19 protein-coding genes and 1 riboswitch are annotated in these 24344 nt (G+C 63.3%); of the genes, 9 read left to right on the forward strand and 10 right to left on the reverse strand.

Translation table 11 applies throughout. The annotated features are described in order from the left end of the window. The first annotated feature begins 362 nt into the window (after positions 1 to 362). Both BGP85_RS29405 and BGP85_RS27160 read left to right on the forward strand, forming a co-directional pair. Entirely contained in the window at positions 363 to 659 is a 297-nt protein-coding gene (locus BGP85_RS29405; protein ID WP_258035830.1) for a DUF3800 domain-containing protein, read from the forward strand. A 384-nt stretch (positions 660 to 1043) separates the two neighbouring features. Then, positions 1044 to 2279 (forward strand): cation:proton antiporter, encoded by a 1236-nt coding sequence (locus tag BGP85_RS27160; RefSeq protein ID WP_103445969.1) that lies wholly within the window; start codon positions 1044 to 1046, stop codon positions 2277 to 2279. Positions 2280 to 2311: 32 nt separating this feature from the next. On the opposite strand, the gene BGP85_RS27165 is transcribed toward BGP85_RS27160, so the two are convergent. Further along, the gene (locus tag BGP85_RS27165; RefSeq protein WP_012274534.1) at positions 2312 to 2713 is read right to left on the reverse strand and encodes an acyl-CoA thioesterase; all 402 of its coding nucleotides are present in this window, start codon (positions 2711 to 2713) and stop codon (positions 2312 to 2314) included. 179 nt (positions 2714 to 2892) lie between these two features. Then, a riboswitch (S-adenosyl-L-homocysteine riboswitch) is annotated at positions 2893 to 2989 on the forward strand. A 20-nt stretch (positions 2990 to 3009) separates the two neighbouring features. On the opposite strand from BGP85_RS27165, the gene ahcY reads away from it, so the two are divergent. The 5 genes from ahcY (at position 3010) to BGP85_RS27190 (ending at position 9534) form a co-directional block, all read left to right on the forward strand. Then, entirely contained in the window at positions 3010 to 4419 is a 1410-nt protein-coding gene (ahcY, locus tag BGP85_RS27170; RefSeq protein WP_103445970.1) for an adenosylhomocysteinase, read from the forward strand. 126 nt (positions 4420 to 4545) lie between these two features. Then, on the forward strand, positions 4546 to 5391 hold the full coding sequence (gene metF, locus BGP85_RS27175) for a methylenetetrahydrofolate reductase [NAD(P)H] (protein ID WP_103445971.1): 846 nt from the start codon (positions 4546 to 4548) through the stop codon (positions 5389 to 5391). A 94-nt stretch (positions 5392 to 5485) separates the two neighbouring features. Beyond that, on the forward strand, positions 5486 to 6562 hold the full coding sequence (locus BGP85_RS27180; protein ID WP_103445972.1) for a hypothetical protein: 1077 nt from the start codon (positions 5486 to 5488) through the stop codon (positions 6560 to 6562). A 63-nt stretch (positions 6563 to 6625) separates the two neighbouring features. Further along, entirely contained in the window at positions 6626 to 7414 is a 789-nt protein-coding gene (locus BGP85_RS27185) for a substrate-binding periplasmic protein (protein ID WP_103445973.1), read from the forward strand. A 218-nt stretch (positions 7415 to 7632) separates the two neighbouring features. Continuing rightward, positions 7633 to 9534 carry a DEAD/DEAH box helicase gene (locus BGP85_RS27190; protein ID WP_103445974.1) on the forward strand — a complete coding sequence of 634 codons (1902 nt, stop codon included), beginning with the start codon at positions 7633 to 7635 and terminating at the stop codon, positions 9532 to 9534. 61 nt (positions 9535 to 9595) lie between these two features. Here the strand turns inward: BGP85_RS27190 and BGP85_RS27195 are convergent, their stop codons facing one another. From BGP85_RS27195 to BGP85_RS27205, 3 genes are all read right to left on the reverse strand, one after another. Further along, on the reverse strand, positions 9596 to 10174 hold the full coding sequence (locus BGP85_RS27195; RefSeq protein WP_103445975.1) for a YceI family protein: 579 nt from the start codon (positions 10172 to 10174) through the stop codon (positions 9596 to 9598). Between the two features lie 34 nt (positions 10175 to 10208). Continuing rightward, entirely contained in the window at positions 10209 to 10760 is a 552-nt protein-coding gene (locus BGP85_RS27200) for a cytochrome b (protein ID WP_103445976.1), read from the reverse strand. 200 nt (positions 10761 to 10960) lie between these two features. Then, positions 10961 to 12727 (reverse strand): flavin monoamine oxidase family protein, encoded by a 1767-nt coding sequence (locus BGP85_RS27205; protein WP_103445977.1) that lies wholly within the window; start codon positions 12725 to 12727, stop codon positions 10961 to 10963. 369 nt (positions 12728 to 13096) lie between these two features. Here BGP85_RS27205 and BGP85_RS27210 point away from each other — a divergent pair, with 369 nt between their 5' ends. Both BGP85_RS27210 and BGP85_RS27215 read left to right on the forward strand, forming a co-directional pair. After that, positions 13097 to 14503 (forward strand): adenosylmethionine--8-amino-7-oxononanoate transaminase, encoded by a 1407-nt coding sequence (locus BGP85_RS27210; RefSeq protein WP_103445978.1) that lies wholly within the window; start codon positions 13097 to 13099, stop codon positions 14501 to 14503. 53 nt (positions 14504 to 14556) lie between these two features. Continuing rightward, positions 14557 to 15279, forward strand: a complete 723-nt coding sequence (locus BGP85_RS27215; protein ID WP_103445979.1) for a 16S rRNA (uracil(1498)-N(3))-methyltransferase — start codon at positions 14557 to 14559, stop codon at positions 15277 to 15279. Between the two features lie 8 nt (positions 15280 to 15287). Here the strand turns inward: BGP85_RS27215 and trhA are convergent, their stop codons facing one another. Genes trhA through pilH form a run of 6 tightly spaced genes read right to left on the reverse strand, consistent with a single transcriptional unit; the run spans position 15288 to position 24318 of the window. After that, positions 15288 to 15905 carry a PAQR family membrane homeostasis protein TrhA gene (gene trhA / locus BGP85_RS27220; protein ID WP_085676688.1) on the reverse strand — a complete coding sequence of 206 codons (618 nt, stop codon included), beginning with the start codon at positions 15903 to 15905 and terminating at the stop codon, positions 15288 to 15290. Positions 15906 to 15964: 59 nt separating this feature from the next. Continuing rightward, on the reverse strand, positions 15965 to 16438 hold the full coding sequence (locus tag BGP85_RS27225) for a chemotaxis protein CheW (protein ID WP_103445980.1): 474 nt from the start codon (positions 16436 to 16438) through the stop codon (positions 15965 to 15967). After that, a complete protein-coding gene (locus BGP85_RS27230; protein WP_103445981.1) occupies positions 16431 to 21320 on the reverse strand; it encodes a hybrid sensor histidine kinase/response regulator in 4890 nt (1629 codons plus the stop codon). Before BGP85_RS27230 ends, BGP85_RS27225 begins: the two co-directional genes overlap by 8 nt. 9 nt (positions 21321 to 21329) lie before the next feature. Further along, a complete protein-coding gene (locus tag BGP85_RS27235; protein ID WP_258035836.1) occupies positions 21330 to 23354 on the reverse strand; it encodes a methyl-accepting chemotaxis protein in 2025 nt (674 codons plus the stop codon). Positions 23355 to 23401: 47 nt separating this feature from the next. Further along, the gene (locus BGP85_RS27240; RefSeq protein ID WP_103445983.1) at positions 23402 to 23956 is read right to left on the reverse strand and encodes a chemotaxis protein CheW; all 555 of its coding nucleotides are present in this window, start codon (positions 23954 to 23956) and stop codon (positions 23402 to 23404) included. Continuing rightward, a complete protein-coding gene (pilH, locus tag BGP85_RS27245) occupies positions 23953 to 24318 on the reverse strand; it encodes a twitching motility response regulator PilH (RefSeq protein ID WP_103445984.1) in 366 nt (121 codons plus the stop codon). Before pilH ends, BGP85_RS27240 begins: the two co-directional genes overlap by 4 nt. Between the last annotated feature and the right edge of the window lie 26 nt (positions 24319 to 24344).

The raw sequence follows: 24344 nt of genomic DNA on the forward strand, positions 1-24344 counted from the left end.
GCGAGAGAGTCCTTGCCTTGGGTTCAAATGGGTCCGCAGCACTATACCTCGGGGCAGCGTCAGGCTACTGAAAAAGACTACAAGTTCAGTAGAAGTTTCAGCCACCTCAGAAAGCCGTTTCTCGCCTCATCATTCAATACACTCATAACGGACCGCATCGCATGTAGTTGGGCGCTCGTGCTGCACCTGAACGCAGCCACCACTACGAATACACACTCACTTACGAAACACGATTGACGCTTCGACACGCGCAGGTTTAGGATCGCCATAACGCATGGGGTAACCCGTGCCTACCTTCCGAGGCCCGCGATGCGCAAGCAAGCGGGCTTTCGTGTTTCTGGGGGCAAGGAACCCCGGAACTCATGACTCACTTTGTGGCCTACCTCGACGAATTCGGCCATGTCGGGCAATACATCTCGCGTACACACAGCCAATTCAAAACCAGCCCCGTGTTTGGCCTGGGTGGGATTCTTATCCCAGCTGAAGAAGTGCGAGAGTTCGCCATCTTCTTCTATCAACTGAAATGCCAGCTACTTGTCTGGGACATAGCCCATGAAAACCCCAGGAGGCTCCCCGCCTATCAGTGGAAAAAGAAAGGTTCCAAACTCTTCACGACACGTAACGTCACGATGCCACTGAAAAATGCCGAAGCTTGGTAGAGCCTCCCCTGCAGGGCGAAAGCCACCTTTTCTAGACACTTCAATGCGCAGACTGGATCTGCGGCTTGGTGGGGCGTTTGATGGCGATGTCTGTTTCGCCCGAGGAGTACCCTGACTGGGAGCCTTTCGACAGATATTTCGCAGCCCGAATCGCTGAAGTCGCCCTGCCGGGTTCAGGCTTACAGCGTCATCCCGCCATGCTGCCAATCGGCAAGCGCCCAACGGCCAAAACAGAAGCCTGAAACCGCATGCAGGAAACCTCACAACGGATACGCGGTCTATCTGCACAGTCAGAAAGTGTGTCCCGAGCCCCTCGCCAGATCATCAAAGAACTGCCCGAGCCATTCGGGTAACGACTTGGAAGCCACTGTCACAGGATTCGGGATGCTTGAACTAGTTGCCGCGTTTATCTGCCTCACCACCCTCCTCACCTATGTAAATTACCGCTTCATCGGCCTGCCACCCGCCATCGGCGTGATGGTCACGGCGTTGCTGTTCTCCCTGATGCTGCAGGGCCTGAGCCTGATCGGCTTCCCCGGCCTGGAAGAACGCGTCGAAGGCTTGATGAACCAGATCGATTTCAACGACCTGCTGATGCATTGGATGCTGGCCTTCCTGCTGTTCGCCGGCGCATTGCACGTCAACCTCAGCGACCTGCGCAGTTATCGCTGGCCGATCGGCCTGCTGGCCACACTGGGTGTGCTGATTGCCACCGTGGTGATCGGCTACCTGTCGCACTGGGTGTTCGCGATGTTCGGCTGGCAGGTGCCGCTGATCTACTGCCTGCTGTTCGGCGCGCTGATCTCCCCGACCGACCCGATCGCCGTGCTGGGCGCGCTGCGAACCGCCAACGCCTCAAAGCCGCTTAAGACCACCATCGTCGGCGAGTCGTTGTTCAACGACGGTACTGCGGTGGTGGTGTTTACCGTGTTGCTGGGCATCATCCAACTCGGCGAAACGCCGAGCGTCTCCGACACCGCCATCCTGTTCGCCCGCGAAGCAATCGGCGGCGTGCTGTTCGGCGGCGTGATCGGCTATGCCACCTACCGCATGATCAAGAGCGTCGAGCAGTACCAGGTCGAGGTAATGTTGACCCTGGCGCTGGTGATCGGTGGTTCGGCGATGTGCTACGAGCTGCATGTTTCGGCACCGATCGCCATGGTGGTCGCGGGCCTGATCATCGGTAACCTGGGGCGCAACCTGGCAATGAACGACATGACTCGCCGCTACATGGACGGCTTCTGGGAGCTGATCGATGACATGCTCAACGCCCTGCTGTTCGCCCTGATCGGCCTGGAACTGTTGCTGTTGCCGTTCAACTGGCTGCACCTGGCGGCGGGTGGCGTGCTGGCGTTGGCGGTGCTGCTGTCGCGGCTGCTGACCGTGGCCCCGGCAATCGTGCTGTTGCGCCGCTGGCGGCCAGTGCCGAAAGGCACTGTGCGAGTTCTGACCTGGGGTGGTCTGCGTGGCGGGGTTTCGGTGGCCCTGGCGCTGTCGCTGCCACTGGGCGCGGAACGTGACCTGCTGCTGTCGATCACTTACATCGTGGTGTTGTCGTCGATCCTGGTGCAGGGTTTGAGCATTGGCCGGGTGGTTCGCAAGGTCAGTGCACAGCCTTGAAAGGCAGGGGCCGCGTCGCGGCCCCCGAATTGTCACTCGACTGCGGAGTCCGGGAACTGGTCCTGGACGTACTTGATCTCGGTCCGCCCATGGGCCGCCGGCAAGCCGTCTTCGCCCAGGTTGACGAAGACCATCTTGTCGACCGTCAGAATGCTCTTGCGGGTAATCTTGTTGCGTACTTCGCACTTGAGGGTGATCGAGGTACGGCCAAACTCGGTGGCCGTGATGCCCAGCTCGATGATGTCGCCCTGGCGCGAGGCACTGACGAAGTTGATCTCCGACATGTACTTGGTCACCACGCGCTGATTGCCCAGCTGGACGATGGCATAGATTGCCGCTTCTTCGTCGATCCAGCGCAGCAAGCTGCCGCCGAACAGCGTGCCGTTGGGGTTGAGGTCTTCGGGTTTTACCCATTTGCGGGTGTGAAAGTTCATCTTTACTCCTGACCTGCTTGGCTAACGTGAAGTAATGATGGCAGAGCGGCCGCCGCCGCTCCATTGAACATCGACTATCGTCGCGATAAATCGACAGAAAGCCTTGGGTGTGTCACACAGCCACGGCTATAATCGCTGCCGATTCTCATGGCTGCCCGCAGTGGCGGCCATCCCGCCACCCATCCGAGGGGCGCTGCAGCAGGCTCGGCCTGTCAGGCTCGGTTGGGGCGTTGTCCGCTGAAGCGGACGCTCAACGCACAACGGCGCCCATTCGCACACTACGAATGGAGGCTCTCATGAGCGCTGTAAACACGCCTGCTGGTTTTTCCGACTTCAAGGTCGCCGACATTTCCCTGGCCGACTGGGGCCGCAAGGAAGTCATCATCGCCGAATCGGAAATGCCGGCACTGATGGGCCTGCGCCGCAAGTATCAAGCCGAACAACCGCTCAAGGGCGCGAAGATCATCGGCTGCATCCACATGACCATCCAGACCGCCGTGCTGATCGAGACCCTGGTCGCCCTGGGTGCAGAAGTCCGCTGGTCGTCGTGCAACATCTTCTCCACCCAGGACCAGGCCGCTGCCGCCATCGCCGCCGCCGGCATTCCTGTGTTCGCCTGGAAAGGTGAAACCGAGCAGGAGTACGAGTGGTGCATCGAGCAGACCATCCTCAAGGATGGCCAGCCTTGGGACGCCAACATGGTGCTGGACGACGGTGGTGACCTGACCGAAATCCTGCACAAGAAATACCCGGCCATGCTGGAAAAGATCCACGGCGTGACCGAAGAAACCACCACTGGCGTGCACCGCCTGCTGGACATGCTGGCCAAGGGCGAGCTGAAAGTCCCGGCGATCAACGTCAACGACTCGGTCACCAAGAGCAAGAACGACAACAAGTACGGCTGCCGTCACAGCCTGAACGATGCCATCAAGCGCGGCACCGACCACCTGCTGTCGGGCAAGCAGGCCCTGGTAATCGGCTATGGTGACGTGGGCAAGGGCTCGGCCCAGTCGCTGCGTCAGGAAGGCATGATCGTCAAGGTCACCGAAGTCGACCCAATCTGCGCCATGCAGGCCTGCATGGACGGCTTCGAAGTCGTTTCGCCGTTCAAAGACGGTATCAACACCGGTACTGAAGCCGGCATCAATGCCGACCTGCTGGGCCGCATCGACCTGATCGTCACCACCACCGGTAACGTCAACGTCTGCGATGCCAACATGCTCAAGGCCCTGAAGAAGCGTGCCGTGGTCTGCAACATCGGCCACTTCGACAACGAAATCGACACCGCCTTCATGCGCAAGAACTGGGCATGGGAAGAGGTCAAGCCGCAGGTTCACAAGATCCACCGCACTGGCGCTGGTACCTTCGACCCGCAGAACGACGACTACCTGATCCTGCTGGCCGAAGGCCGCCTGGTGAACCTGGGCAACGCCACTGGCCACCCAAGCCGCATCATGGACGGTTCGTTCGCCAACCAGGTGCTGGCGCAGATTTTCCTGTTCGAGCAGAAGTTCGCTGAACTGCCAGCTGTCAAAAAGGCCGAGCGCCTGACCGTGGAAGTGCTGCCGAAGAAACTCGACGAAGAAGTGGCCCTGGAAATGGTCCGCGGCTTCGGTGGCGTGGTCACCCAGCTGACCCCGCAACAGGCCGAGTACATCGGCGTGACCGTCGAAGGCCCGTTCAAGCCGGACGCCTACCGCTACTAAGCGGCAGGCTTGGAGCGACACGCTTCAACGCCGAAACCTGAACGATGCCCAAGCCAGATCGGCCATCACCGATCTGGCTTTTACTTGCAGCTTGCTGCCAGAGGCCTGCTGCTCGAGGAACGCCTGATGTCCCAAGATCGCCGTTACAGTTTCGAGTTCTTCCCAACCAAGACCGACGCCGGTCACGAGAAGCTGATGGGCGTTGCTCGCCAGCTGGCCGCGTACAACCCGGACTTCTTCTCCTGCACCTACGGTGCCGGCGGCTCTACCCGCGACCGCACGTTGAACACCGTGCTGCAGCTGGAAAGCGAAGTGAAAATTCCTGCCGCGCCGCACCTGTCGTGCGTTGGCGACACAAAGGACGAACTGCGCGCCCTGCTGGCCGAATACAAGGCTGCCGGTATCAAGCGCATCGTCGCCCTGCGTGGCGACCTGCCGTCGGGCATGGGCATGGCCAGTGGTGAGCTGCGTTATGCCAGCGACCTGGTCGAGTTCATTCGCCAGGAAACCGGCAACCACTTCCACCTGGAAGTAGCCGCCTATCCGGAAATGCACCCGCAAGCGCGCAACTTCGAAGCCGACCTGGGCAACTTCGTGCACAAGGTCAAGGCCGGCGCCGACAGCGCCATCACCCAGTACTTCTTCAACGCCGACAGCTACTTCTACTTCGTCGAGCGTGCACAGAAAATGGGCGTGGATATCCCGGTGGTGCCCGGCATCATGCCGATCACCAACTACAGCAAACTGGCGCGTTTCTCCGATGCCTGCGGCGCCGAGATCCCGCGCTGGATCCGCAAGCAGCTGGAAGCCTACGCCGACGATACCGCGAGCATCCAGGCCTTTGGCGAAGAAGTCATCACCCGCATGTGCGAGCAACTGCTGCAAGGCGGCGCGCCGGGCCTGCACTTCTACACCCTCAACCAGGCCGAGGCGAGCCTGGCGATCTGGAACAATCTGAAATTGCCACGCTGAAACTTTTTGGCATCATCGGATTCTGAAAGAATTAAGGCTTTAGTCGTAGACTAGGGCCTTATTTTCTTTCTGGCCCTGATAGGTGTCGTTCGCAATGCAACATTTCCTGCCATCTCGCCCTCAGCTCGTGTACCTGGCGTTCGGCCCTGCCACCTATCATCAGGAAGCCTGTTTCAGCATCGTCAGCGCCCTCGCGCACCTGAAGGGCAATGCCACTCAGGCCATCGACATTCAGGTCTATACCGACAATGCCGAGCCCTACGGCAAACTGCCGGTGACCGTCCATCTGCTCGACGAGGCCACCCGCAAGGCCTGGAACCAGCCCCACGGCTATCACTTCCGCAGCAAGCACGTGCTGTTGCGCCAGGTGCTGCAGCAGCATCCTCAGGCTGTACTGATCGACACCGATACCTTCTTCCGCAAGTCGCCGCTGCAACTGTTCCAGCGGGTCAAACCCGGCACGCTGCTGTGCAACGCCATTGGCGCACGCTACGGCGCGAATCAGCAGTGCCTGCTGTACACGAACCTGCTCGGCATTCTCGAATCACGCGGCCTGGCCGACTGCCAGATGCCGCTGGTCAACTCGGGCGTAATCGGCCTGTGTGCCGAAGATACCGACGTGCTGGACCGTTCCATTGCCATGATGGACGAGTTCTACCCGTTGGCCCGCACCGCCTATACCCTGGAAGAGTTCTGCCTGGCGGTGGCCGCTTACCGCAAGATGGAACTGGCCGAATGCACCGACGTGATCCATCACTACTGGAGCCGCAAAGCCCAGTTCCGCGCCAAGATTCAGGCCTGGTTGCGCAAGCACGGTGATAACCCGCTGGGGCCGGCAGCGCTCGCCGATGTGGCATTGGTCAACGACCAACTGCCACGCCCACCGACCTTGCAGCGCTTGGGCTACAAGGCCTTGAGCCTGACCATGCCCAGCCGCGAGCGCCAGTTCGTGCGCGAGCTGCTGTATGGCTGCTACCCCTACCCCAACGAGTTCGATCGCGCCTGTGCATCGGCCTGGTGGGACAAGGCCCTGGAGAACCTCAACGAACGCCACGGGCGCATCGAGCCTGAGCAATTGCGCCAGTGCCTTCGCCACCCGAGCCTGCGCCTGTCACTGGGCGGTCGGCGCAAGGATATCGAGGCACACCTGCTGCGTTCTTCCCATCGCTGAGGCCGAAACCAGGGGCTTTGATCTTCACTGGCCTTGCCTCTGGTGAGCGCGTAATCTCGCGCCATGCCCCACATCGCCCAATTGCTGTGCATCCTGCTGCTCGCCTGCCTGAGCCCGATGGCGCTGGGCGAGCGGCTGCGCCTGGTCAGCGACGACTGGGCGCCCTATGTGTATCGCGATGGCGGCCGGGCCAAAGGGATCGACTACGAAGTCACTACTGAGGTTTTTCGCCGCCTGGGTGTCGAGGTGGACTGGCAGTTCCTGCCGTGGAAGCGCTGCCTTGCCCTGGTGGAACAGGGCCAGGCTGACGGCGTGATGGACATTTTCCAGGTTGAATCGCGCAAGGCGTATTTGGTCTACCCGGCAGAACCCATGTCCGATGTCGAGTTCGTGCTGTATCAGGCCAGCGACCGGCGCCATGCCATCCGCCAGCTGGATGACCTCAGCGGCCTGACCGTAGGCACGTCGCCGGGTTACGCCTACGACAAGGCATTTAATGAGTCCCAGGCATTCCGCCGCGAAACCGCGCCGAGCCACGAAGCCAATTTCGGCAAACTCATTCGTGGGCGCATCGATTTGCTGGTCACCGACCGTCTGGTCGGGCGTTACCTGCGAAAACAGCTTGGCCTCGAACAGCAGGTCGAAGAGCTGCCCCTGATGATCAGCCGTCAGGCGCAATACCTGGGCCTGGCGCGCAAACCCGGGCGCGAACAACTCGCCCAGGCGTATGCCGAAGAACTGCGTCGTTTCAAGCAGGAACCGGCGTTCGAGGCGATTATCGAACACTACATCGGCGACGCAGGCGATCTTGCTGGCGCCGTTGAGCAGCAGGAAAGCAGCACGCTGCGTTAGCTCTGTTATACTCGGGCCTTCCCGCCCGGCTCACGCCCGGACGCTCGGCCTCGCAACAGGCATCCCGATCGGCATCGACGCAACTTAGCGTCCACCTTCCGTTTCCCGGATGTGCAGTGAAAGCCCAGCTGGACCGGACGCGATCGCATCCCTTCGATGCCCGTCGCGCCAGGCAGAATATCCCAACGGGCCCAGCCCACACGAGAACAGGATTGCCCATGTCCTTTGCTTCCCTCGGACTCTCCGAGGCTCTTGTCCGCGCTATCGAGGCAGCGGGCTACACCCAGCCGACCCCGGTGCAACAGCGGGCCATTCCCGCCGTGTTGCAAGGCCGCGACCTGATGGTCGCCGCACAGACAGGTACTGGTAAAACCGGCGGCTTCGCCTTGCCGATCCTCGAGCGCCTGTTCCCGGCCGGCCACCCCGACAAGTCTCAGCGTCACGGCCCGCGCCAGCCGCGCGTTCTGGTCCTGACCCCGACCCGTGAACTCGCCGCCCAGGTACACGACAGCTTCAAGGTATACGCCCGCGACTTGCCACTGGTAAGCGCCTGCATCTTCGGTGGCGTCGGCATGAACCCGCAGATCCAGGCCATTGCCAAGGGTGTCGACGTGCTCGTCGCCTGCCCGGGGCGCCTGCTCGACCTGGCCGGCCAAGGCAAGGTCGACCTGGCCCACGTGGAAATCCTGGTCCTGGACGAAGCCGACCGCATGCTCGACATGGGCTTCATCCATGACGTGAAGAAGGTCCTCGCCCGCCTGCCGGCCAAGCGCCAGAACCTGCTGTTCTCGGCGACCTTCTCCAAGGACATCACCGACCTGGCCGACAAGCTCCTGCACAACCCGGAGCGCATCGAGGTCACCCCGCCGAACACCACCGTCGAGCGTATCGAGCAGCGCGTCTACCGCCTGCCCGCCAGCCACAAGCGCGCCCTGCTGGCGCACTTGATCACGCTGGGTGCCTGGGAACAGGTACTGGTGTTCACCCGCACCAAGCACGGCGCCAACCGCCTGGCCGAATACCTGGAAAAGCACGGCCTGACCGCTGCCGCGATCCACGGTAACAAGAGCCAGAACGCCCGCACCAAGGCCCTGGCTGACTTCAAGGCCAACAGCGTGCGCGTGCTGGTAGCCACCGACATCGCCGCCCGAGGCCTGGACATCGACCAGCTGCCCCACGTGGTCAACTTCGAGCTGCCGAACGTCGAGGAAGACTACGTGCACCGCATTGGCCGTACCGGCCGTGCCGGGCGCTCGGGCGAGGCCATTTCCATGGTCGCGCCGGATGAAGAAAAGCTGCTCAAGAGCATCGAGCGCGTCACCAAGCAGAAGATCCCTGACGGCGACCTGATGGGCTTCGATGCCAGCCAGGTAGAAGCTGAAAAGCCTGAGGTGCGTGAGCGCCAGCAGAACAACGGCCGCGGCGGCCGCAACCAGCAGCAAGCCCGCGGCGAAGGCAGCAAAGACGCCAACGGCGGCCGTAAGGACAAAGGCAAGGACAAAGGCAAGGCCAAGCAGCAGGCTGCTGACAAGCCAGCCGACAAGGAAAAGTCCGGCGATAAGCAACAGCAGCAACGCAAGCCGCGTGACAAGAAACCGCGTCAGCAACAGCAGGCCAGTAACAGCTCTGCACCGAAAGTCGCTGCCGACCGTGATCCGGAAGAGTTTCTGGACGACGATGTCGACAACTTCGGTAACCGCGCCGACTACGTCAGCCCTTACCAGAACGGTAAAGGCCAAGGACGCAACCGCCGTCCGGGTGGTGCAGGCCAGGGCCAAAGCCAGGGCAGCGGCCAGCGCAGCAATAATAGCGGTGGTGGCCAAGGCCAGGGCCGCAATGCTGGCGGCCAGCAGCGCAGCGCCAGCGGCGACAAGCGCCCACGCAACAACAACGGTGGCGGCGCGCGTCGTGACAACAATGGCGGTGGCCGCAACCGTTCGGCCGGGCGTGACGATGCCGCGCGTCAGGAGCCGGCAGTACGCAGCACCCGCGAACAGCACCAGCCAGTGATCATCCGCAAGGAATCCAAGCTCGACCGTTACCCAACGCCAGAGCAGCTGGACGATCTGCCGAGCCGCCCGCGCGGTGAGCGCCCTGCACTGCTCACCCGCAAGGGCTGAGTCGCGCAGCAGGCATAAAAAAACGCCGCCCAATGGGCGGCGTTTTTTTGCCTGAAGCGGCTTACTTCTGCTTCACGCCTTCGAGACTGATATCCAGATCGACGGTCTGCGAAGTCGGGCCTGGGCCTTTGATGCCAAAGTCGTTCAGGTTCAGAGTGGTGGTAGCGTTGAAGCCAGCGCGCTCGCCGCCCCACGGGTCCTTGCCCTCACCATTGAAGGTGGCCTTGAAGGTGACTGGCTTGGTCACACCGTGCATGGTCAGGTCACCAGTCACGTCGGCAGTCTTTTCACCGGTCGACTTGACGGCGGTGGAGACGAATTTGGCGTCGGCGAACTTGCTTACCTCCAGGAAGTCCTTGCTCGCAATGTGCTTGTCACGCTCCGCATGGTTTGACCACAGGCTGGCGGTTTTGACATCGACTTCGATCTTGCTGGCCTCAGGCTTGGCGCTATCCCAAGTGAATTTACCATCGAAGTCCTTGAAGGTGCCGTGGATGAAGCTGTAGCCCAGGTGGCTGATCTTCCAGTCGACGAACGCGTGCTGGCCTTCCTTGTCGATCTTGTACTCGGCAGCCATGGCCTGGCCGGCGGAGAACAGAGCGGTACCGAGCGCCAGAGCGGCAAAAGTCTTTTTCAACATCCTTACTTCCTTCCTATGCAATTGAGGTTGAGAGTCAAGCTTTGCGGCCCAGCATGCGAGTCAGGGTCGCGTCACGGTCGATGAAATGGTGTTTCAGGGCGGCCAGGGCATGCAGCACGGCGAAGATCACCAGGCCCCATGCCAGCCACAGATGAATCACGCCGGCCACGTCCGCCTGGTCAGGCAGGTCGCTGATCAGCGCCGGCACGTCGAACAGGCCGAACACTGGAATACCGACGCCGTCGGCAGTGGAAATCAGGTAACCGGCGATCATGACGGCAAACAGCCCCAGGTACAGCGCCAGATGCCCCAGCTTGGCCGCCATGCGGGTGAATGCCCCATGGTTGGCCGGTGCCGGCGGTGGCGGGGTGATGAAACGCCAGACCACACGCAGCAGCATCACCGCCAGCAACACCAGGCCGATACTTTTGTGCAGGTCAGGGCCGGCCTTGCGCCAAGGGTCGTAGTAGTCGAGACCGACCATCCACAGGCCCAGGCCGAACAGGCCGAAGACTGCCAGTGCAACGCCCCAGTGCAGGACGATGCTGACCACGCCATAGCGAGAAGGTGAATTGCGCAGTTGCATGATGACGTGATTCCCCGTGAAAGCTGTGCACAGACTAACGCGTAACGTATCGAATAAAAGCTTAAAAAACTGCTTTGGATTATCGAAAAATACGATGATTAGTGTGTGAGTTTCCTATTAAGGAAACATTAACAATAGTCGGAGAGTTAAGGGTTTCCAGCCTCTTCAGGGGTAAGACCGCGAAGAGGCCAGCACAGGGATCAGTTTGCCTTGGCCTGGGTATTGTCCACCGGCTTCTTCACTGGCTCGGATTTGACTGTGGCCTTCTTCGGCTCGACCGCCTTTTTCGCCTGTTTCGCCGCAGGTTTGTGCGCCGGCGCATGCTTGGCCGGAGCTGCCTTGGTCGCAGCGGGCTTGGCCGGTTCTTCCTTGGCGACTTCTGCAGCTGCAGGGGCAGCAGGGGCCGCGGCTGGAGCAGGTGCAGGCGCCGGTGCAATTTCCTCGCCCTTGGCAACCGGCGCAGCCTTCACCTCAGGCTTGTCCGAACTACCGAACAGCCGCGAGAAGAAGCCGCCGCTGTCCTTTTTCGCCACTGCGGCACCCGCTGTTGCCGCTGCCGCGACGGTCGCAGCCTTGGCCGGGTCGAACGACTTGCCGGCCAGCAAGTCCTGCACCTGGCTGGCAGCACGCTGGCCGCTGCGCAGGGCGCCTTCGAGGGTGCCTGGGTAAAGCGCATCGGTGTGCTCGCCAGCGAAGGTGATGCGCTGCACCGGGCGCTCCCACAGGCGCCAGTACTTGCTGATCTGCCCCGGGCCGTAAGCCAGGTACGCACCACCGGTACCGGCGTCGACACTGTAACGCTTGACCTCATAACCGGTGAACGCGCCACGGGCTTGTGGATAGAACGCATGCAGGCGGATCAGCACCTGGTCGACCATCTGCTTGTCGCCAAAGGCCTGCAGCAGTCGCGCATTGTCGCCCGAGAGGTTGATCACCACGTTGGCACCGCCCTTGAGCGCCGGCTCGATCCACAGCATGCCGAGACCGGCATTGCTGAAGATTTCACCCGACATGCGCGAGCGGCTTTCCCAGACCGGCTGCTTGAACTTGAGCATCAGCTGGTCGCGCCAGCCGTAGTTGGTGCCTCGGAGCGCTGCCACATGTTGAGTGTCCAGACCTGGGGTGATCTGGATCTTGGCCAGCGCTCGCAGCGGCACCGCCAACACCAGGTAATCGGCCTTGTAGTCCGTGCTGCCGACCTTGACCGTAACGCCATCCTTGTCCTGTACGATCGCCGTGACCGGCGAGCTGGTCTTGATGGTCTTCAGCTGCTTGACGAATGCCTGGGCCAGCACCGGGCTGCCGCCAGGCAGGCGCGCGGCACGCAGGTCGCGATCACTGACGCCGCGGTAGACGCGGTTCTGCTGGGCGAAGTAGAGCAGCGACAGGCGCGATGGCTCGTCATAGCGGGTGCGGATCTGCTGGTTGATCAGCTGACGCGCAGTGGTCGGCAACTGCAGTTTGTCGAGCCAGGTGGACACGTTCATCTGGTCGAGGGCGAACAGGGTGCTGTTCGCCTGCGGGTTGAGCGGGTCGTCGATCGAACGGGCCAGGTCGTCGAGGGTCTTCTCGTAGCGCTTGAGCGCCTCGGCGGTGGCCGGTTGCTTGGTGGCCAGGTCGGTGCCGCTGAAGTACTCACCGTCGATCAGGTAACCCGGGGTACGCACGAACTCCGGCGCGGGCAGTGTTTCAAGCTTGAAACGGTCAAGGTACTGGTTCAGTACCGGCTGGGACTTGGCGTTACCGATCCACTCGCTGGTGGCCAGGCCCGAACGGCCGCCCATGCCTGATTTGGCCTCCAGCAGGGTGACCTGCCAACCCTTGTTCTGCAGCTCATAGGCCGCGGTCAGGCCTGCCAGGCCGCCACCCACCACGATTGCCGAGGGTGTCTTGTCCTTTGCCAGCGCGGCGCCGCTGGACACACCGATCAATACCAACGCGCACAGGCGCACCCAAGCAGCAGCCATGTCGGCGAACTCCGAGTTGAAAAAGCAGGGATGGGAAGAGGCGGGAATGCCCCGAGAGTCGATGCGCTAAGAATACGTCAGGTATCTGGACCCTGCCAGCACAGCGATATCAAGTGCCTTTGGCAACTGGCATTTTTGTCAGTAGTCAGGCCTCTGGCCACTAGATGAAGCTGGCGAAGGTGGCTAAAAAAAACCGACAAAAGGAGCTGCACCATGACCTATGAGGAGCATTTCGCACAGGTAGAAAGCACATTCGCCGCCTGGAATGGACCCGCACCAGGTGCCATTGACTACTAGCGGTTGTCCTGCCCCCTCGCTTTGCTTAGGCTTACGCGGTCAAAGCAGGCAGTAAAGCCAGGAGAAGTGCCCATGGGCCTCAACGATCAGTGGATGCAGCGCGACCTCAAGGTCCTATGGCACCCCTGCACCCAGATGAAAGACCACGAGCAACTGCCACTGATCCCGATCCGGCGCGGCGAAGGCGTGTGGCTGGAGGACTTCGACGGCAAACGCTACCTGGATGCCGTGAGCAGCTGGTGGGTCAACGTGTTCGGCCACGCCAACCCGCGTATCAACCAGCGCATCAAGGATCAGGTCGATCAGCTGGAACACGTGATCCTCGCTGGCTTCAGCCACCAGCCGGTGATCGAGCTGTCCGAGCGCCTGGTGGCCATGACCCCCGCCGGGCTCGACCGAGTGTTCTATGCCGACAATGGTTCGTCGTGTATCGAAGTAGCGCTGAAGATGAGCTTCCACTATTGGCAGAACATCGGCAAACCGGCAAAAAAGCGCTTCGTGACCCTGACCAACAGCTACCACGGCGAGACCATCGCCGCGATGTCGGTCGGCGACGTGCCATTGTTCACGGAAACCTACAAGGCACTGCTGCTCGACACCCTCAAGGTGCCAAGCCCCGACTGCTACCTGCGCCCCGAGGGCATGGGCTGGGAAGAACACTCGCGGAACATGTTCGCCGCCATGGAGCAGACCCTGGCCGAACACCACGAGACAATCTCGGCGGTGATCATCGAGCCGCTGATCCAGGGCGCCGGTGGTATGCGCATGTACCACCCGGTGTACCTCAAGCTGCTGCGCGAAGCCTGCGACCGTTATGACGTGCACCTGATCCACGACGAGATCGCCGTCGGTTTCGGCCGCACCGGCACCATGTTCGCCTGCGAGCAAGCCGGCATCCGCCCGGACTTCCTGTGCCTGTCCAAGGCGCTGACCGGTGGCTACCTGCCGCTGGCCGCCTGCCTGACCACCGACAAGGTGTACCAGGCCTTCTACGACGATTACCCGACCCTGCGCGCGTTCCTTCACTCGCATAGCTACACCGGCAACCCGCTGGCCTGCGCCGCGGCTCTGGCGACGCTGGACATCTTCGAGCAGGACAATGTGATCGAGGCCAACAAGGCCCTGGCCACGCGCATGGCCAGCGCCACCGCGCACCTGGCCGATCACGCCCACGTCGCCGAGATCCGCCAGACCGGCATGGCCCTGGCCATCGAGATGGTCCAGGACAAGGCGACCAAGGCTGCCTATCCGTGGCAGGAGCGTCGTGGCCTGAAAGTGTTCAAGCACGCCCTGACCCGCGGCGCCCTGCTGCGCCCCTTGGGCAGCGTGGTGTACTTCCTGCCGCCGTACGTGATTACCCCGGAGCAGATCGACTTCCTCGCCGAAGTGGCCAGCGAAGGCATCGACATTGCCACTCGCGACAGCGTCAGCGTCGCCGTGCCGGCCAACTTCCACCCCGACTTCCGCGACCCGGGCTAGTAAACCTGCAAGCCCACCGCCGCCATGTGATCCTACTCCGTCCGAGCTGAACCATGAGACTGTCCCGCTTCTTCATCGACGCCCCCCTGAGCCTTGGCGAGCACGACCTGCCCGAAGCCCAGGCCCATTACATCGGCCGCGTTCTGCGCATGGCCCCTGGCGACGCCGTGCAACTGTTCGATGGCAGTGGCCAGGAATACCTCGGCCAACTGCTCGAAGTCGGCAAGAAGGTGGTACGCGTCAGCCTCGACCAGGCCCTCGCCGGTCAGCCCGACTCACCGCTTCACGTCCACCTCGGCCAGGGCCTGTCCCGCGGCGAACGCATGGATTGGGCGATCCAGAAGGCCACCGAGCTTGGCGCCAACGCAATCACCCCGGTCGTCAGTGAACGCTGTGAAGTGCGCCTGAAGGACGAGCGTGCCGACAAGCGCCTGGCCCACTGGCGCCAGGTGGCGATCAGCGCCTGTGAACAATGCGGCCGCTCGACCCTGCCGGTCATTCATCCACCGGTGACCCTGGCCGAATGGCTCAAGAGCACCGAAGCCGACCTCAAACTGGTCCTGCATCCGGTCGCCGAGCCACTGACCAGCCATGACAAGCCGGCAACGCTGGCCTTCCTGATCGGCCCGGAAGGTGGCCTGAGCGAGGCAGAAGTCGAACAGGCCAAGGCTGCGGGCTTCCATGCCGCACGCCTCGGGCCGCGGGTATTGCGTACCGAGACAGCGCCGGTGGTGGCGCTGTCGGTAGCGCAGCAGTTGTGGGGTGATTTTTCGTAAACAAAAAGCTAACGCACGTACAGCGACACCGCCACGAAGTGCATCAGGCTGCCGGCAATCACGAACAGGTGCCAGATGCCGTGCCAGTGGCGGAAACGGCTGTCGAAGGCGAAGAAGATGATGCCCACGGTGTAGAACACGCCGCCGGCCGCCAACCAGGTGAAACCGGCGGTGCCAAGGCTGTTCAACAGTGGCTTGACCGCCACCAGTACGATCCAGCCCATCACCGCATAGATGATGATCGACAGGATACGCGCTTCCGAGCGCGGCTTGATCTCCTGCAGCATGCCGATCACCGCCAGCCCCCAGACCACGCCGAACAGGCTCCAGCCCCAGGGCCCGCGCAGGCTGACCAGGCAGAATGGGGTGTAGCTGCCGGCGATCAACAGGTAGATCGACAGGTGATCGAGCTTGCGCATGATCACCTTCGCCCGCCCGCGGGTGCTGTGGTAAAGGGTGGAAATGCTGTAGAGCAACAGCAAGGTGCTGCCGTAGATGGAGAAACTGACGATCTTCCAGGGGTCGCCCTGCAGGCCCGCGACGACGATCAGCCAGATGGCACCAATACAGGCCAGGACGGCACCGACCAGGTGGGTCCAGGCATTGAAGCGTTCACCGTAGTACATGCAAACACAGACCTCCCGAAGCGGACTGGGTTCATTACAGCTTCCATTCCTGCCTCATCCTAGCCAAGGGCAGGTTGCAGTTCAGCGTCACGCACCAATCTTTCCAGGCCGGCCAGGTCCGGCACCCGCGCCACCTGTTCGCCCACCTGTACGGCGGCCAGCTCCAGGCTGCCCAGCGGCACATCCACATAATTGAGCTGGCTGTCCAGCTTGCACGAGCGTGGAATGTCCTGCAGCAGCACTGCCAGGTAACGCAAACCGGTATCCCCCAGCGCATTCAGCACCACGATCCGCGCCCGCTCGCCACACGGTGTCTCACCACCACAGGCTGCCTCGAAACCGATCAACGGCAGATGCTGCTGCCGCCAGTCGATCCACCCCAGGTGCCAGGGCGGATCGCCGGGTTCACACACCAGGTTGCGCTGGCCGATCAGTTCGACCACGGCGACGTTGGGCAACACCAGGGTGCGGTCACCCAGCGGCAGCAACAGGCCGGTCAGGCTGCTGCGCTGCCCTGCAATCAGTTCAAGCATGGGTCTGGCTCCAATGGGCGATGCTCTGCAGCAGTACCGACTCCTGATAGGGTTTGCCCAGGTAATCGTTGACGCCAATGGCCATGGCACGGTCGCGGTGCTTCTGCCCGGTGCGCGATGTGATCATGATGATTGGCAGGTCTTTCAGACGCTCGTCGCGGCGAATGCGGGTGGCCACTTCGAAGCCATCCATGCGCGGCATCTCGATGTCCAGCAACAGCACGTCAGGGCGGTGCTCTTCCAGCAGGGCCATGGCATCGACCCCGTCCTTAGCCGTCATCACACTCATGCCATGGCGTTCCAGCAGGCGGCTGGTGACCTTGCGCACGGTGACCGAGTCGTCCACTACCATTACCAGCGTGGCCCGCCGCGGTGCCGGGCCGAACAGGGTCCGCTGCACCCCGCTGCCACCGGGCAGACGCGCCAACCGCCGCTGCTGGCCGCGCAGCTGGCCCAGCAGGTCGAGGATCAGCACCACCCGGCCATCACCGAGCAAGGTCGCACCCGACAAGCCCGCCACGGCGGCGAACTGCGGGCCAAGGCTCTTCACCACGATCTCGCGGCTCGGCGACAGGCTGTCTACCTGGATGGCGAACGACTGCTCCTGGGAGTGCAGCAGCAACACCGGCAATGGCACGCTTTGCCCCAACAGCACCGGGCGCGGCAGCCCCTGCAGCAGTTCCCCCAAGTAACGCAAGGCGTACTCGTGGCCGCCATACACATAACGCGGGGCATCCAGCTGGTAACAGGCGGCCAGCTCGGCAGGTGGCACGCGCACGATGCCCTCGATGGTGTTGAGCGGAATGGCGTACTGCTCCTCGCCCAGGTGCACCATCAAGGCCCGATTGATCGACACGGTGAACGGCAGGCGGATCAGGAAGCGCGCGCCCTTGCCCAAGGCCGACTCGATGGTCATCGAACCGCCCAGCTGCTTGACCTCTTCGTGCACCACGTCCATGCCCAGGCCGCGCCCGGAAATCTGGGTGATCTTCTCTGCCGTGGAAAAGCCTGGGCGCAGGATGAACTGCAGGATCTCGTGGTCGCTCAGTTGTGCCTGCGGGTCCAGCAGGCCGCGCTTGATCGCCTTGCGCCGTACCGCTTCCAGCGGCACACCGGCGCCGTCATCGGTCATCTCGATGACGATGTCGGCGCCCTCATGCAGCAAGTTCAGGTGAATGGTGCCCTGCTCCGGCTTGCCTGCGGCCAGGCGTACCTCACGTGCTTCCAGGCCATGGTCGACGGCATTGCGCAGCATGTGCTCCAAAGGCGCGACCATGCGTTCGAGCACGCTGCGGTCCAGTTCGCCCTCGGCGTTGCCGACCACCAGCTCGACCTGCTTGCCCAGCTCGCTGGCCACCTGACGCACCACCCGCTGCAAGCGCGGTACCAGGCGCTCGAACGGCACCATCAGGGTCGCAGTCAGGCCCTCCTGCAGTTGGCTGTTCACCCGCGCCTGTTGCTGCAGCAGGCTGTAGGCTTCCTGGGCGCGCTGGGTGAGGGTTTCCTTGAGGTCGAGCAGGTCGGAGGCCGACTCGAACAGTGCCCGCGACAGCTGCTGGAGCTGCGAATGACGGTCCATCTCCAGCGGATCGAAGTCTTCGTAGGCATCCCCCTCGAACGCCTGCCGGCTGCTGATCCGCCCCTGGGTCTCGATGTCCAGGCGCAGCAGCTGGTCGCGCATGCGCTCCAGGGTGGTTTCCATCTCGTTGAGGGCGAACTGGGCGTCGTTGACCTGCTGTTCGATACGGCCACGAATGATCGAATGCTCACCGGCCAGGTTACCCAGGTCGTCGAGTAGCTCGGCATCGACCTTGACCATGTCGCCAGCCGCCCGCTCCGGTGCCGTAGCCGGTACTTCGGAGGGCGCGGCGTCGGCCTGGGCTTGGCCGGCTGCGCTGTCGGTCAGCGCGGCGCTGCTGAAGTTGCGGATGTAGTCGATCAGCGCAGTGGCGGCATGCAACGGCTGGCCCAGGCGCACGGCGTCGAGCATGTGCGCCAGGCGGTCATGGCAGTTCTGCAGCAGCGCGAACAGCGGCCCGCTCGGCGGCAGGCGGCCCGCGGCGAGCAGTTCGTAGAGGAATTCCAGTTCATGGGCCAGGTCGCCGATGGCGCTGATCTCGACCATGCGCGCACCGCCCTTGAGGGTATGCAGGTCACGCAACAGGTTCTCCACCTCGACGCTGCTGCGCGGGTCGGCCTGCCAGCGCGCCAGGGCGGCGGCGGCGCTTTCGACGATGTCCGAGCTTTCTTCGAGGAAGACTTCCAGCAATTCCTTGTCGCCTGGGCTGTCGGGCTCGTCATCGTGCTCCAACGCACCAGGTAGCGGCATTACCGCATCAGGGCTTACCAGGCCGGTGGCCTCCGGAGCCAGCGCGCCATCCAACAGTTCGCGCAGGGCGTCGACGCTGTCAGGCCGGGGGCTGATTTCCTGCTCGGCAGCCACTTCGTCGAGCATGTCCAACAGGGCTTCATGGGCTTGCTGGGCAACGCTGAAGAAGCGCGGGCTGGCGCCCAGGCTGCCCTCTTCCACGGCGCCGTAGAGGTCGAGCAGCGCTTCGCAGACGGCATCCATCTGCCACAGGTCGGCCAGGTGCGCAGCGTGGCCAAGGCTGGTCAGCTCGTCGAGCAAGGTATCCAGAGGCTCGCGCTGACCGGGCTGCTGTTGCCAACGTGACAGCAGCGACTCGGCATCCAGCAGGATATCCATGGCCTGGGCCAGGAAACTGGCGATCAGCTGCGGGTCACGCTTGCCATGGCGGGTGTGCTGAGGCTCGGCATGCAGGCTGGCCAGGCGCAGATCAACCGCCTCGCCAACCTGCTCGATCAGCTGGGCCGCGCCCGGGATGGCGGCCAACGGTGTACTGCCCAACTGCGCCAAGCCCTGCAGGAACAGGCCATGGGCGGTTTGCAGCCATTGCATCTCCGCCGCCTGCAACGTCAGCTGGTGCCCCCGGTACTCGCGCACCAGGCGGTCGAAGGCAGTGGCCAGCTCGGCAATCGGCATGACCCCGGCCATGGCTGCGCTGCCCTTGAGGGTGTGCAAGGCGCGCTGCAGGCTGTCGCTGACTTCGCTGCCCTGGCCGTCGGCGCCATGCAGAAAGCCTTCCAGGCTGGCCAGGTGGCCTTGTGCTTCGTTGCGGAAGATATCCAGCAACTGCGGGTCCAGGCCATCGATATCGGCGCTGACCGGAGTGTCGTTCTCGGCCAGGGCGTGCAGGTGGCTCGCCAGTTGTTCGATCTCGGTCAATTGCGGCAACTGGCCAGCGGCAAAGTCAGCCAGCAGATCCGGCAGATGGACGAATACCTGCTGCAACGCCACCGCGCCCTCCGGGGTCAGGGCGATACGCCCCTCCAGCACCCGGTTGAGCAGGTGCTCAGCGCCCCAGGCCAGCTCGGCCACCGCCTCGGCATGCACCATGCGCCCGCTGCCCTTGAGCGTATGCAGGTCGCGGCGCACTTCGATCAGGGCGTCGCGCAGGCTGTTGTCGGCGCGCCAGCGCAGCCAGTGGCGCTCGATTTCCGGCAGCAACTCGCCGGCCTCTTCGAGGAACACCTCACGCAATTCATCATCGATGCCATCGCTGCCATCCTGCGCCTGGGACGGGTCCGCATGGGTACACTGCACACCGAGCTTCGTCAGGCTGGCACGGGCCATGTCGAGAAACGGTTGAGCATCGGCCAACGGGTCGGCGACGCGCCATTGCAAGTAGCACTCGACGGCACAGAGGGAGTCGGCCAGATGGCTCAGTTCGTCCGCTGGCGGCTCCACTTCCAGGTGCTGCAACCAGCCCTGTACATAGCCTGCGCAGCCGGCAAACACTTCGGCAGCGGCTGGCAGCATCAGCATCGCCAACGCGCCGCGCACTTGCTGCAGCAGCCCCGGCAGTGGCTGCAGGCGCTGGCGCGGCCAGCCGGACTCCAGGCAATCTCCAATCAGGTCCTTGGCCTGCTGCAGCACAGACAATGATTCCTGCAGCACCAACTGGCGAATCTCGGCCAGGTCAGAACCGGGCAGGCCGCCCTGCCCGCCCTCCTCCAGTGGCAGGACCATGCCGTTGAGCGTGGCCTCCACATACAGCAGGGCGCCGGCCACATCCATCAAGACCGCGTCGTCCGCCGTGCGCTCACCCTGGGCCAATGCCTGCAGCGCCAGCACTTGGTCGATGATCACCCGGCGAGGTTGCTGGAAGCCCAGCACTGCAAGGGTGTCGGCAACATGGCGCAATGGCGCGAGCAGCGCCTCCAGCTCCTCACTGTGCTGGCGGTCGCCGCGCACGAACTGGTCCAGACGCTCCTTGATCCGCATCAGGTCGTCGCACAGGGCGCTGACCACAGAACGCAGGGCATCACGCCCCGGCCCGGCCTGCATCTGTTCCCGCCAGTTGCCCAGCGACAAGTCGAGGTTGGCCAGGTCATCGGAACCGGCAAAGCGCTGCGCGGCGCCGCTGATCAGGCTGGCCTGGGCCAGGGGCTCGACGCCACGGCAGGCACGCAGCTGGTTGAGCAGCGGCAGCATCACCAGTGGCAGGTCATGGCGTGCACCACGCAACCTTTCCAGATACGACGGCAGTTGCTCCAAGCCACGGAACAACGGCCCCAGGCAGTCACCGCGGGGGCTCACCTGGCCCTCGGCCAGGGCCTTGGCCAGCAGCTCAAGTTCTTCGGCCAGGCGTGTGGCGCCGCGCAGTTCGAGCATGCGCAGGCAGCCATGCACCTGATGCAGGTTATCCACAACGAACGCCAGCATCGACAAGTCGTCGGTCTCGCCGGCAAAGCGCTCCAGGGCCTGACGGGCCTGGCTCAGGCAATCGAGGATGGCGGCCCGGGTCCAGGCCAGGGCCACGGTATCGTGGCGCTCGGGGCTTACGACGGCAGAAGCCATGAATTTTCCTCAGCTTCGCTCGGCGGGAGCCGGCAGGGTGAAACCGGAGACCGAGCGGCGCATCTCGCTGGCCATCCGCGCCAGGTGGCGGATGCTGTCGGCGGTGGCGCCGGAACCGGCGGAGGTCTGCGCGGTGATCTGCTGGATCACCGCCATGGTGTGGGAAATCTGCCCCGCCGAAGAAGTCTGCAACTGGGCTGCATCGGAGATGCTGTGGATAAGTTCGGCGAGGTTCTGCGATACGCCCTCGATCTCGGCCAGCGCCACGCCGGCATCCTGGGCCAGGCGCGCACCGCGCACCACCTCGGCGGTGGTCTGCTCCATGGAGATCACCGCCTCGTTGGTGTCCGCCTGGATGGTCCGCACCAGCGCTTCGATCTGCCGGGTCGCCGAGGACGAGCGCTCGGCCAGGCGCTGCACCTCGTCGGCGACCACAGCGAAACCGCGGCCGGCCTCACCCGCCAGCGAGGCCTGAATTGCCGCATTGAGGGCCAGGATGTTGGTCTGGTCGGCAATGTCGTCGATCAGGCTGACGATGTCGCCGATTTCCTGGGAAGACTCGCCCAGGCGCTTGATCCGCTTGGCGGTGTCCTGGATCTGCTCGCGGATGTTGTCCATGCCGTTGATGGTGTTGTGCACCACCTCGTTGCCCTTGTTGGCGATCGCCACCGAGCGCTCGGCGACCTTGGCTGACTCATAGGCGTGGGCGGAAACCCGGTCGATTGATTCGACCATGTCGCCGACTGCTTCGGACGCCTCGCTGATCTGTTCGGCCTGGTGCTCCGAGGCCTTGGCCAGCTGGCGCGCGGTGTTCTGCGTGTCTTGCACGGCAGCGGCGACCTGCTCGGCGCTGTGGTTGATGGTGGCCACCAGGTCGCGCAGCTGGTCGACCGAGTAGTTGATCGAGTCGGCGATGGCGCCGGTGAAGTCTTCGGTCACCGACACAGTGACGGTCAGGTCGCCGTCGGCCAGCTCTTCGATTTCATCGAGCAGGCGCATGATCGCCTGCTGGTTGCGTTCGTTCTTTTCGGCGGTTTCATGCAACTGGCGGTGAGTGGTGCGGACCATCACCAGGCCGATCAGGATGATCGAAGCCAGCGCCAGCAGGCCCAGCGCATAACCGCCGACGGTATCCAGGGTGCGGCCGCTGGCCAGGTTCTCGAACCCGTTGGCCAGGTGCGAGGCCTCATCCAGCAGCGTCTGCGACAGGCTGAAGATGTTGCCGGCCGCTTCGCGCACGCGGAACAGCTCGGGCGATGTTTCGAGGATTTCATCGACCGAACCGGCCACGAACTGGAACAACTCGGCGATTTCCGCCAGGCGCGCGCGGGCATCAGCGTCCTCGACGCGGGTCACCTGGATGGCCGGGTTGCCGCCCAGCATGCCCTCGAGCACCTGGCCGAAGCGGCTGGCATCGCGGCCAAAGGTATCGGCGGCCTGCGCCGCCGCGTCGTCGCCGGCCAGAACGGTGTTGACCGAACCGAGAATGCGCTCGGCCAGCAGCAGCTGGCGCTGGGCGACGACCACCTGGTTGGCCGGTGCACCGCTTTGCAACAGGATCTCGACCACCTTCTCGTATTCGACCTGCAGCTGCGGCACGGTTTCGGCGAGGGTCGCCGCCACTTGATGCAACGACAGCACGGTCTGTTCGCTGGCCAGGATGGTGTCGGTGTTCTTGCGCAGGTTTTCCCAGTCCTGGCGCACCGCCTCCATTTCATCGCGGACTGCGGCCGGCGCCGCAGGCAGGCCGGTGGACTTGTCGCCTTCGCGCAGGTAGCCCCAGCGCCGCTCGAAATCGTTGCGCGCATCCGACAGCAGCTTGAACGCCAGGGCCTTGCCTGCCGCGGCCTCGGTGGCGTTCTTGGCGATGCGCTGGGACAACACCCGCAGCTCACCGGCGTGGCCGATGTACTGCTTGTCGTGATTGGCCTGAGTATTGAGGTAAGCGAAGTTGGCGAACAACAGGATGATCGACAGGATCAGGATCACGAACAGCACGGTGATCTGCACGATGCTGCGCGTGCGTGGGGTCATGCTGGCGGGGGCGACGGGTGTGGCCGGCTTGTTCACGTTTGAAAATCCTATAGCGCCACGTCAAGAAAACCCGGCGCCTGGGCCAGGGCGAAGGGGCTGAAGATCGCCCAGTTGCGTTCACGCGGGAAGTGCCCCTGCACGAAGCGGGTAGCAGCTCGCAGCAGCGGTTGCGGTGGCGACAGCTCCAGGCTGCTCAGGGCGAAATGCTGCAAGCCCAGCACCTCGTCGACCAACAGGCCGACGAACAGGTCTTCGTGGTCCAGCACCAGCACCCGCCGCTGCTTGCCTGGCGCAGCAGGGCCAAGGCCGAAGAAACTGCTCAGGTCCATCACCGGCAGCAGCCGGCCGCGCAGGTTGGCCACGCCGCACACCCACGGCTGCACGCCAGGCACGCGGCTGCTGCGCGGCTCGCGCAGCACCTCGGCGACCTCGCCCATGGGCGCGACGAACCACTGCCCGGCAATGCGAAAGCCGATGCCGCTCCATTGCTGCAGGCGGGTGTCCTGCAGCGGCTGGTCGGCCACCAGCAGGCGGCAGCGCCGGTCGATGTCCAGCAACAGCTCGAAGGCGGTCAGCGACGCGCCTTGCGGGCGGGTGGTCAAGCGCCCAACACTTCTTTGAGCTTGGCGATCAGCGCTTCCTCTTCCACCGGTTTAGTCAGGAAGTCACGGGCACCCTGGCGCGTGGCCCAGATGCGGTCGGTTTCCTGGTCCTTGGTGGTCACTACCACCACCGGGATGGCGCTGGTTTCCGGGTCCTTGCTCAGCTGGCGGGTGGCCTGGAAGCCGTTCATGCCGGGCATGACGATGTCCATCAGCACCGCGTCAGGCTTTTCCTGGCGGGCCAGGGCCACGCCGTCGGCACCGTTGTTGGCCTTGAGCACCTGGTGACCGTGTTTTTCCAGCCATTCGGTCAATCTGTACATCTCTGTCGGCGAGTCGTCGACAATCAGAACGCGGGCCATGCTGTTTCCCCATCAGGAAATTGAAG

It is taken from the genome of Pseudomonas putida, assembly GCF_002906855.1.
Classification (GTDB): Bacteria; Pseudomonadota; Gammaproteobacteria; order Pseudomonadales; family Pseudomonadaceae; genus Aquipseudomonas; species Aquipseudomonas putida_N.

Bases quoted from the DNA above. Each gene is read 5' to 3' on its own strand.
- BGP85_RS29405 (WP_258035830.1), top strand. From the start codon at position 363: ATGACTCACTTTGTGGCCTACCTCGACGAATTCGGCCATGTCGGGCAA.
- BGP85_RS27160 (WP_103445969.1), top strand. From the start codon at position 1,044: ATGCTTGAACTAGTTGCCGCGTTTATCTGCCTCACCACCCTCCTCACC.
- BGP85_RS27165 (WP_012274534.1), bottom strand. From the start codon at position 2,713: ATGAACTTTCACACCCGCAAATGGGTAAAACCCGAAGACCTCAACCCC.
- ahcY (WP_103445970.1), top strand. From the start codon at position 3,010: ATGAGCGCTGTAAACACGCCTGCTGGTTTTTCCGACTTCAAGGTCGCC.
- metF (WP_103445971.1), top strand. From the start codon at position 4,546: ATGTCCCAAGATCGCCGTTACAGTTTCGAGTTCTTCCCAACCAAGACC.
- BGP85_RS27180 (WP_103445972.1), top strand. From the start codon at position 5,486: ATGCAACATTTCCTGCCATCTCGCCCTCAGCTCGTGTACCTGGCGTTC.
- BGP85_RS27185 (WP_103445973.1), top strand. From the start codon at position 6,626: ATGCCCCACATCGCCCAATTGCTGTGCATCCTGCTGCTCGCCTGCCTG.
- BGP85_RS27190 (WP_103445974.1), top strand. From the start codon at position 7,633: ATGTCCTTTGCTTCCCTCGGACTCTCCGAGGCTCTTGTCCGCGCTATC.
- BGP85_RS27195 (WP_103445975.1), bottom strand. From the start codon at position 10,174: ATGTTGAAAAAGACTTTTGCCGCTCTGGCGCTCGGTACCGCTCTGTTC.
- BGP85_RS27200 (WP_103445976.1), bottom strand. From the start codon at position 10,760: ATGCAACTGCGCAATTCACCTTCTCGCTATGGCGTGGTCAGCATCGTC.
- BGP85_RS27205 (WP_103445977.1), bottom strand. From the start codon at position 12,727: ATGGCTGCTGCTTGGGTGCGCCTGTGCGCGTTGGTATTGATCGGTGTG.
- BGP85_RS27210 (WP_103445978.1), top strand. From the start codon at position 13,097: ATGGGCCTCAACGATCAGTGGATGCAGCGCGACCTCAAGGTCCTATGG.
- BGP85_RS27215 (WP_103445979.1), top strand. From the start codon at position 14,557: ATGAGACTGTCCCGCTTCTTCATCGACGCCCCCCTGAGCCTTGGCGAG.
- trhA (WP_085676688.1), bottom strand. From the start codon at position 15,905: ATGTACTACGGTGAACGCTTCAATGCCTGGACCCACCTGGTCGGTGCC.
- BGP85_RS27225 (WP_103445980.1), bottom strand. From the start codon at position 16,438: ATGCTTGAACTGATTGCAGGGCAGCGCAGCAGCCTGACCGGCCTGTTG.
- BGP85_RS27230 (WP_103445981.1), bottom strand. From the start codon at position 21,320: ATGGCTTCTGCCGTCGTAAGCCCCGAGCGCCACGATACCGTGGCCCTG.
- BGP85_RS27235 (WP_258035836.1), bottom strand. From the start codon at position 23,354: ATGACCCCACGCACGCGCAGCATCGTGCAGATCACCGTGCTGTTCGTG.
- pilH (WP_103445984.1), bottom strand. From the start codon at position 24,318: ATGGCCCGCGTTCTGATTGTCGACGACTCGCCGACAGAGATGTACAGA.